Here is an 8,312-nt window from a genome sequence, read left to right on the forward strand (position 1 = left end):
GACCGACCGATGTATGCGCTGACACCTGACTTACGGTGGCGTAGGTACCATGCCCCGCATGACTGCGCCCGTCCCCGACGCGCCCAGCGAGCCCTTGTACGTACGCGGGTGAACTGGTGCTGCGTCAGCCGTAGATCGGGCCGGTGTACTTCTCGCCCGGCCCCTGGCCCGGCTCGTCCGGGACGATCGACGCCTCGCGGAACGCCAGCTGCAGCGACTTCAGGCCGTCGCGCAGCGGGCCCGCGTGGAAGGAGCTGATCTCGGTCGCGCCGCCGTCCAGCAGTCCGGCGAGCGCGGTGATCAGCTTGCGGGCCTCGTCCAGGTCCTTGTACTTGTCGCCCTCCTCGCTCAGTCCGAGCTTCACGGCGGCGGCGCTCATCAGGTTGACGGCGACCGTCACGATCACCTCGACGGCGGGGACCTCGGCGATGTCCCGGGTCATCGCGTCGAAGTCGGTGTTCTCAGGAGGGGTCTCACTCATGCCCCACACGATAAGCGGTCCCCGCTCGCACCTTCTCGATTAGGCCTTGTCAAGCGATCCTGCTAATCTGGTGGACGACCGGTCGGACACGCTGTGTCCGGCCCACAAGTGGAGGCTCCGATCTCCCACCCGACCGTCCCCTGGGACGGCGGGTCACCCGGTCAGGCGGCCACCATCGTTCCGTACGGACGATGGAGTCGCCCGAATGCGCGCCCCGCGGTCCCCGCGGCGGTGCTCCGGTGTCATTGGAGCCCCGCCTGTGATCGTCCGGGGCGTTTTTTCTGCTTCGGCGCGGTCAGGTCTCATGAACAGAGACGTTACGCGGCTGTCCGCCAGGCCGCCGCGTGGTGCTACCGAGGAGGATCCATCAGCGCCGAGCCCCGCATCAACGACCGGATTCGCGTTCCCGAGGTGCGACTTGTCGGTCCCAGTGGCGAGCAGGTGGGCATCGTCCCGCTGGCCAAGGCACTGGAGCTTGCGCAGGAGTACGACCTGGACCTGGTCGAGGTCGCGGCGAACGCCCGTCCGCCCGTGTGCAAGCTCATGGACTACGGGAAGTTCAAGTACGAGTCGGCCATGAAGGCCCGTGAGGCGCGCAAGAACCAGGCGCACACGGTCATCAAGGAGATGAAGCTCCGGCCGAAGATCGACCCGCACGACTATGACACCAAGAAGGGTCACGTCGTCCGGTTCCTCAAGCAGGGCGACAAGGTCAAGATCACGATCATGTTCCGTGGTCGCGAGCAGTCCCGGCCCGAGCTGGGCTACCGACTGCTGCAGCGTCTCGCGGAGGACGTCCAGGACCTCGGCTTCGTGGAGTCGAACCCGAAGCAGGACGGCCGCAACATGATCATGGTCCTCGGTCCGCACAAGAAGAAGACCGAGGCGATGGCCGAGGCCCGTCAGGCGCAGGAGGCCCGCAAGGCCGAGGCGAAGGCGAACCCCGGTAAGTCACAGAACCCTGCCGAGGCTGAGGCGCCGTCCGAGGAGCCTGCCGAGGCGTGATCCCGGGGGACCCCGTGTCCCCGAGGATGTAACCGAAACAAGAGCGACGCTCCACCGTGCCCGGTTTTCGCGACCGGGCATCGGAGCGCCACCGACGAGGAGAGAACGGCGCTATGCCGAAGAACAAGTCGCACAGCGGTGCCAGCAAGCGCTTCAAGGTCACCGGCTCCGGCAAGGTGCTCCGTGAGCGCGCCGGCAAGCGCCACCTGCTCGAGCACAAGTCGTCCCGCGTGACGCGTCGCCTCACCGGCAACGCCGAGATGGCCCCGGGCGACGCCGCGAAGATCAAGAAGCTTCTCGGCAAGTGACGTCGCGGCGCCCTCTGAGCGCCGGACGTCTGGACCGGGACCCAATCGTTTCCGGGCCGTGTGAGTACCCCCACGGCCCCGCTACAAGGAGTTAACAAGTGGCACGCGTCAAGCGGGCAGTCAACGCCCACAAGAAGCGCCGGGCGATCCTCGAGCAGGCCTCCGGCTACCGCGGTCAGCGTTCGCGCCTTTACCGCAAGGCCAAGGAGCAGGTCACCCACTCGCTGGTCTACAACTACAACGACCGCAAGAAGCGCAAGGGCGACTTCCGTCAGCTGTGGATCCAGCGCATCAACGCCGCTGCCCGCGCGAACGGCATCACCTACAACCGCTTCATCCAGGGTCTGAAGGCCGCGAACGTCGAGGTCGACCGCAAGATCCTGGCCGAGCTGGCCGTCAACGACGCGAACGCGTTCGCCGCGCTCGTCGAGGTCGCGCAGAAGGCTCTGCCGTCGGACGTCAACGCGCCGAAGGCCGCGTGACGCTGCGCTGGCTCTAGCCGACGTTCACTGGACCCGCAGGCTGTCATGGCTTGCGGGTCCTGTTGTTCGGTGGGACCGCCATCGTTCGGCCGCGGGTTCGTCGTGGTCGCTCGCGCAGTTCCCCGCGCCCCTTCGGGGGCGCCACACGTTCGCGAAAGTATGAGGATGCCGTCCGTCTCTCCTGAGCTGATCTCGTCCCGGTCCGCCCGTGTCTCCGCCGCGCGCCGGCTCTCCAAGCGGAACTTCCGGGGCAAGGACCGGCTGTTCCTCGCGGAGGGGCCGCAGGCCGTGCGGGAGGCCGCGGGGCACCGGCGCCCGGACGGGACCGCGACGCTCGTCGAGCTGTTCGCCACGGTCGAGGCCGCGGAGCGCTACGCCGACATCGTCGGGGCGGCCCGGGACGCCGGAGCCCGGGTGCACCTCGCCTCCGAGGACGTCATCGCCGACATCTCCACCACCGTCACCCCGCAGGGGCTGGTCGGCGTCTGCCGGTTCCTGGACACCGCGTTCGAGGACGTCCTCGCCGCCCGGCCCAGGCTCGTCGCCGTGCTCGCCCATGTCCGGGACCCGGGGAACGCCGGCACCGTGCTCCGGTGCGCCGACGCGGCCGGCGCCGAGGCCGTGATCCTCACCGACGCCTCCGTGGACCTGTACAACCCGAAGGCCGTCCGGGCCTCCGTGGGCTCGCTGTTCCACCTGCCCGTCGCCGTGGGCGTGCCCGTCGAGCGGGCCGTGGCCGGGCTGCGGGAGGCCGGCGTGCGCATCCTCGCCGCCGACGGCGCGGGCGACCGCGACCTGGACGAGGAGCTGGACAACGGCACCATGGGCGGACCCACGGCCTGGGTGTTCGGGAACGAGGCCTGGGGGCTGCCGGAGGAGACCCGCGCCCTCGCCGACGCCGTCGTCCGCGTCCCCATCCACGGGAAGGCCGAGAGTCTGAACCTCGCCACCGCCGCCGCCGTATGTCTCTACGCGTCGGCCCGGGCACAGCGCGCCTCCGGAGGGTGCCGCTTCGTCACCCAGAGCTAGTAAGGTGACCAGCTCGGGGCCCTGCGCCGTCTGAGAGGTGGGGTACGGGGATGAGTGTGGCCGGCACGAGCACCGCGCCGGAGGGACGTGACGCGGGGCGCACACCCGCGCCCCGGCACGGCGACGACACCGGCATCGACCCCGACCAGCTGCCCGACGGCCTGGTCGTCGCCGACGAGCACGGGCGTGTCGTCCGCTTCAACGCCGCCGCCGCCCGCATCACCGCCCAGCGCGCCGCCGACGCCCTCGGGCAGCCCCTGGAGAAGGCGCTGCCGCTGGAGGACCTGGAGGGGCGGCGCTGGTGGCAGCTGACCGACCCCTACGGCGGACTCGCCATCCGGGTACGGCAGCCCGAGCGCAACCTGCTGCTGCCCGGCGGCCGGGAGGTGCTGGTCTCCGCCCGCTACGTGCGCGCCGAGCCCCTCGGGCCCGTGCGGCGCGTGGTCGTCTCCCTGCGGGACACCGAGGCGCGCCGCCGGACCGAGCGCAGCCACGCCGAACTGATCGCCACCGTCGCCCATGAGCTGCGCTCCCCGCTGACCTCCGTGAAGGGCTTCACGGCCACGCTCCTCGCCAAGTGGGAGCGCTTCACCGACGACCAGAAGCGGCTGATGCTGGAGACCGTCGACGCCGACGCCGACCGCGTCACCCGCCTCATCGCCGAGCTGCTCGACATCTCGCGGATCGACAGCGGGCGCCTGGAGGTGCGCCGGCAGCCCGTCGACATCGGCGCCGCCGTCTCCCGGCACATCCAGGCCTATGTCGCCGCCGGCCAGCCCGCCGACCGCTTCCTGCTGCGCCTGGAGCAGCCGCTGCCCGCCCTGTGGGCCGACCCCGACAAGATCGACCAGGTGCTCAGCAACCTCATCGAAAATGCCGTGCGGCACGGCGAGGGAACCGTCACCATTGACGTCACGCCCACGGCGTCCCCCCGCGAGGGTGAGGAAACCGGCACGTCGGTCACGGTGAGCGACGAGGGGCCCGGCATCCCGGAGGAATCCATGAACCGCGTCTTCACCCGCTTCTGGCGGGGCAGCAAGCGCGGTGGCACGGGGCTCGGGCTGTACATCGTCAAGGGCATCGTGGAGGCCCACGGCGGCACCATCACGGTCGGCCGCGCCGCCGGCGGCGGCGCCGAGTTCCGATTTACGTTGCCCGTGGCGGCCCCGGCGTATCTCGCCTGACGGCCCACGGGCTCTTCGCATACCTCCGCCCCGTTAGACTCGGCCTTTGGCACCTTTGTGTCCTTCACGCGGCCCTCGCGAGTCGGTGACGGGGACCCGCCAGCCAATCGGAAGCACGGGAAGAGATGTCGGCACCCAATAAGTCGTACGACCCTGTCGAGGTCGAGGCGTTGAAACCGGAAGAGATCGAGCGCATGCGGGACGAGGCGCTCGCCGCCTTCGCCGCCGCGGACTCCCTCGACGCGCTCCACGAGGCCAAGGTCGCCCACACCGGCCCGGCCTCCCCGCTGGCCCTCGCCAACCGCGAGATCGGCGCCCTGCCCCCGCACGCCAAGGCCGACGCCGGCAAGCGCGTCGGGATGGCCCGCGGCGGCGTGAACAAGGCGCTCGCCGCCCGCCAGACCGAGCTGGAGGCCGAGCGCGACGCCCGGGTGCTCGTCGAGGAGGACGTCGACGTCACCCTGCCGTACGACCGCGTGCCGGCCGGCGCCCGCCACCCCCTGACCACGCTCTCGGAGCGCATCGAGGACGTCTTCGTGGCCATGGGCTACGAGGTCGCCGAGGGCCCCCAGGTCGAGGCGGAGTGGTTCAACTTCGACGCCCTCAACATCGGCCCGGACCACCCGGCCCGCGGCGAGGCCGACACCTTCTTCGTGCAGGGCGAGGGCGGCGGCACCGAGTCCGGTGTCGTGCTGCGCACCCACACCTCGCCGGTCCAGATCCGCTCCCTGCTGGAGCGCGAGCTGCCGGTCTACGTGATCTGCCCGGGCCGCGTCTACCGCACCGACGAGCTGGACGCCACGCACACGCCCGTCTTCCACCAGGTCGAGCTGCTCGCCGTGGACGAGGGCCTGACCATGGCCGACCTCAAGGGCACCCTGGACCACATGGTCCAGTCGCTGTTCGGCGAGGGCATGAAGACCCGGCTGCGGCCGAACTTCTTCCCCTTCACCGAGCCCAGCGCCGAGATGGACATGCTCTGCTACGTCTGCAAGGGCGAGTCCGTCGGCAACCCGGACCGGCCCTGCCGCACCTGCTCCAGCGAGGGCTGGATCGAGCTGGGCGGCTGCGGCATGGTCAACCCGCGGGTGCTCACCGCCTGCGGTGTCGACCCGGAGAAGTACAGCGGCTTCGCCTTCGGGTTCGGCATCGAGCGGATGCTGATGTTCCGCCACAACGTCGAGGACATGCGAGACATGGTCGAGGGTGACGTCCGGTTCACCCGGCCGTTCGGGATGGAGATCTGATGCGGGTCCCGCTTTCTTGGCTGCGGGAGTACGTCGACCTGCCGGCGACCCAGACCGGCCGTGACGTCCAGGCCAAGCTCATCTCGGCCGGCCTGGAGGTGGAGACCGTCGAGCAGCTCGGCGCCGACCTCAAGGGCCCGCTGGTCGTCGGCGAGGTGCTGACCATCGAGGAGCTGGAGGGCTTCAAGAAGCCGATCCGCTTCTGCACCGTCGACGTCGGCCAGGCCAACGGCACCGGCGAGCCCCAGGAGATCGTCTGCGGCGCCCGCAACTTCGCGGCCGGCGACAAGGTCGTCGTGGTCCTCCCCGGCGCCACCCTGCCCGGCGGCTTCTCCATCGCCGCCCGCAAGACGTACGGCAGGACGTCCCACGGCATGATCTGCTCCGGCGACGAGCTGGGCATGGGCGACGACGGCACGCACGGCATCATCGTGCTGCCGCCGGAGACCGAGGTCGGCAAGGACGCCGTCGAGCTGCTGGAACTGGTCGACGAGGTCCTGGACATCGCCGTCACCGCCAACCGCGGCGACTGCCTGTCCATCCGCGGCGTCGCCCGCGAGGCCGCCATCGCCTACGGCCTGCCGCTGCGCGACCCCGCCCTGATCGACGTACCGGCGCCGAACGCCTACGGCTACCCGGTCAGGGTCTCCGACGCCGCGGGCTGCGACCGCTTCACCGCCCGCACGGTCACCGGCCTGGAGCCGGAGGCACGCTCCCCGATCTGGCTGCAGCGCCGGCTGCAGAAGGTCGGCATGCGCCCGATCTCGCTCGCCGTCGACATCACCAACTACGTGATGATGGAGCTCGGCCAGCCCCTGCACGCCTACGACCGCAGGCTGGTCCAGGGCACCATCGGCGTGCGCCGCGCCGAGGAGGGCGAGACGCTCGTCACCCTCGACGGCGTCGAGCGCAAGCTGCACGCCGAGGACCTGGTCATCACCGACGACCGCGGCCCCATCGGCCTCGCCGGCGTGATGGGCGGCGCCAACACGGAGATCGCCGACCACGCGGACTCCGTGAACGCGACCACCGACGTGGTGATCGAGGCGGCCCACTTCAACGCCGTCTCCGTCGCGCGCACCGGCCGCCGCCACAAGGTGCTCTCCGAGGCGTCCCGCCGCTTCGAGCGCGGCGTCGACCCGCAGGCCGCGGCCGCCGCCGCCCAGCGCACCGTGGACCTGCTGGTGCTGCTCGCGGGCGGTACGGCCGAGGCGGGCGTCACCGAGGTCGTCGCGTCGTCCGCGCCGCACACCATCACCGTCCCGGCCGACCACCCGGACCGGGTCGCGGGCGTCGACTACGGCCGCGAGACGGTCGTACGCCGGCTCCAGCAGGTCGGCTGCGACGTCTACGGGCAGGACGAGCTGACCGTCACGGTCCCGTCCTGGCGTCCCGACCTGGCCGACCCCAACGACCTCGCCGAAGAGGTCATCCGCCTGGAGGGCTACGAGAACCTGCCCTCCACGCTGCCCAAGCTCCCCTCGGGCCGCGGTCTGACCAGCCGCCAGCGGCTGCACCGCCGGGTCGGCCGCGCGCTGGCCGGCGCGGGCTACGTCGAGGCGCCGAACTACCCGTTCCTCGGCGAGCAGGTCTTCGACCAGCTCGGCCTGGCGGCCGACGACCCGGCCCGCCGCGTCGTGAAGCTGGTCAACCCGCTCAACGACGAGGAGCCCGCGCTGCGTACGACGCTGCTGCCGGGCCTGCTCGGCGCCCTGCGGCGCAACGACGGCCGGGGCTCGCACGATCTGGCCCTGTTCGAGACGGGTCTGGTCTTCCACCCGCGCGCGGAGCAGGGTGCGGCCACGCATCTGCCCCTGGACCGGCGTCCCACCGAAGCGGAGATCGCCGAGCTGAACTCCGTGCTGCCCGAGCAGCCGCGCCATGTCGCGGTCGTGCTCGCGGGAGCCCGCGAGCAGGCCGGCTGGTGGGGCAGGGGCCGCCCGTCCGACTGGGCCGACGCCGTCGAGGCGGGACGCGCGGTCGCCCGGGAGGCCGGGGTCGAACTGATCGTCCGCAAGGGCCAGTACGGGCCGTGGCACCCCGGCCGCTGCGCCGAGTTCGTGGTCGCCGCCGACGGCAGGGAGACGGTCCTGGGCCATGCCGGGGAGCTGCACCCGCGGGTCGTCAAGGCCCTGGGCCTGCCCGAGCGCACCTGCGCGATGGAGCTGAACCTGGACGCCCTGGAGACGGCCGGCGCCGGCACTCCGCAGGCGCCGGGCATCTCCACCTTCCCGGTCGCCACGCAGGACGTCGCCCTCGTCGTCGACAAGCCGGTGCCGGCGGCCGAGGTCGAGGCGGCGCTGCGCGCGGGCGCCGGTGAACTCCTGGAGTCCATCCGGCTGTTCGATGTGTACGAGAACGCCGAGCAGCTTGGCGAGGGCAGGAAGTCGCTGGCGTACGCGCTGCGCTTCCGCGCCGGCGACCGGACGCTGACGGTGGACGAGGCGTCGGCGGCCCGGGACGCGGCCGTCGCCCTGGCGGACGCGGTCTGCCCCGGCTATGTCGAGACCCCGATGGCCCAGCGGGTGCGCCAGGGCTACGCGGCCGCGTACGACACCTCCGAGGACGCGATCCTG

8 protein-coding genes are annotated in these 8,312 nt (G+C 71.4%); 7 read left to right on the forward strand and 1 reads right to left on the reverse strand.

Annotation, left to right across the window (positions count from 1 at the left end):
- Window positions 1-124: 124 nt before the first annotated feature.
- Window positions 125-481 (reverse strand): DUF1844 domain-containing protein, encoded by a 357-nt coding sequence (locus ACWEN3_RS35280; RefSeq protein WP_452979431.1) that lies wholly within the window; start codon window positions 479-481, stop codon window positions 125-127.
- Between the two features lie 366 nt (window positions 482-847).
- Between ACWEN3_RS35280 and infC the strand changes: the two genes are divergently transcribed.
- The 7 genes from infC to pheT form a co-directional block, all read left to right on the forward strand.
- Complete coding sequence (infC, locus tag ACWEN3_RS35285) at window positions 848-1,486, forward strand: translation initiation factor IF-3 (protein ID WP_078637498.1); 639 nt, start codon at window positions 848-850, stop codon at window positions 1,484-1,486.
- Between the two features lie 113 nt (window positions 1,487-1,599).
- Window positions 1,600-1,794 (forward strand): 50S ribosomal protein L35, encoded by a 195-nt coding sequence (gene rpmI, locus ACWEN3_RS35290; RefSeq protein WP_004933563.1) that lies wholly within the window; start codon window positions 1,600-1,602, stop codon window positions 1,792-1,794.
- 98 nt (window positions 1,795-1,892) lie between these two features.
- Window positions 1,893-2,276 carry a 50S ribosomal protein L20 gene (gene rplT, locus ACWEN3_RS35295; RefSeq protein WP_006141703.1) on the forward strand — a complete coding sequence of 128 codons (384 nt, stop codon included), beginning with the start codon at window positions 1,893-1,895 and terminating at the stop codon, window positions 2,274-2,276.
- 165 nt (window positions 2,277-2,441) lie between these two features.
- Window positions 2,442-3,305 (forward strand): TrmH family RNA methyltransferase, encoded by an 864-nt coding sequence (locus tag ACWEN3_RS35300; protein ID WP_452979435.1) that lies wholly within the window; start codon window positions 2,442-2,444, stop codon window positions 3,303-3,305.
- Window positions 3,306-3,355: 50 nt separating this feature from the next.
- A complete protein-coding gene (locus ACWEN3_RS35305) occupies window positions 3,356-4,489 on the forward strand; it encodes an ATP-binding protein (RefSeq protein WP_452979438.1) in 1,134 nt (377 codons plus the stop codon).
- A gap of 125 nt (window positions 4,490-4,614) precedes the next feature.
- Window positions 4,615-5,736, forward strand: a complete 1,122-nt coding sequence (gene pheS / locus ACWEN3_RS35310; protein WP_452979440.1) for a phenylalanine--tRNA ligase subunit alpha — start codon at window positions 4,615-4,617, stop codon at window positions 5,734-5,736.
- The coding region (gene pheT, locus ACWEN3_RS35315) for a phenylalanine--tRNA ligase subunit beta (RefSeq protein ID WP_452979443.1) at window positions 5,736-8,312 on the forward strand (2,577 nt) is incomplete at its 3' end. The genes pheS and pheT, both read left to right, overlap by 1 nt.

The organism is Streptomyces sp. NPDC004561, assembly GCF_053602155.1.

Coding starts and splice junctions, on each gene's coding strand:
- ACWEN3_RS35280 (WP_452979431.1), bottom strand. CDS start 481: ATGAGTGAGACCCCTCCTGAGAACACCGACTTCGACGCGATGACCCGG.
- rpmI (WP_004933563.1), top strand. CDS start 1,600: ATGCCGAAGAACAAGTCGCACAGCGGTGCCAGCAAGCGCTTCAAGGTC.
- ACWEN3_RS35300 (WP_452979435.1), top strand. CDS start 2,442: ATGCCGTCCGTCTCTCCTGAGCTGATCTCGTCCCGGTCCGCCCGTGTC.
- ACWEN3_RS35305 (WP_452979438.1), top strand. CDS start 3,356: ATGAGTGTGGCCGGCACGAGCACCGCGCCGGAGGGACGTGACGCGGGG.
- pheS (WP_452979440.1), top strand. CDS start 4,615: ATGTCGGCACCCAATAAGTCGTACGACCCTGTCGAGGTCGAGGCGTTG.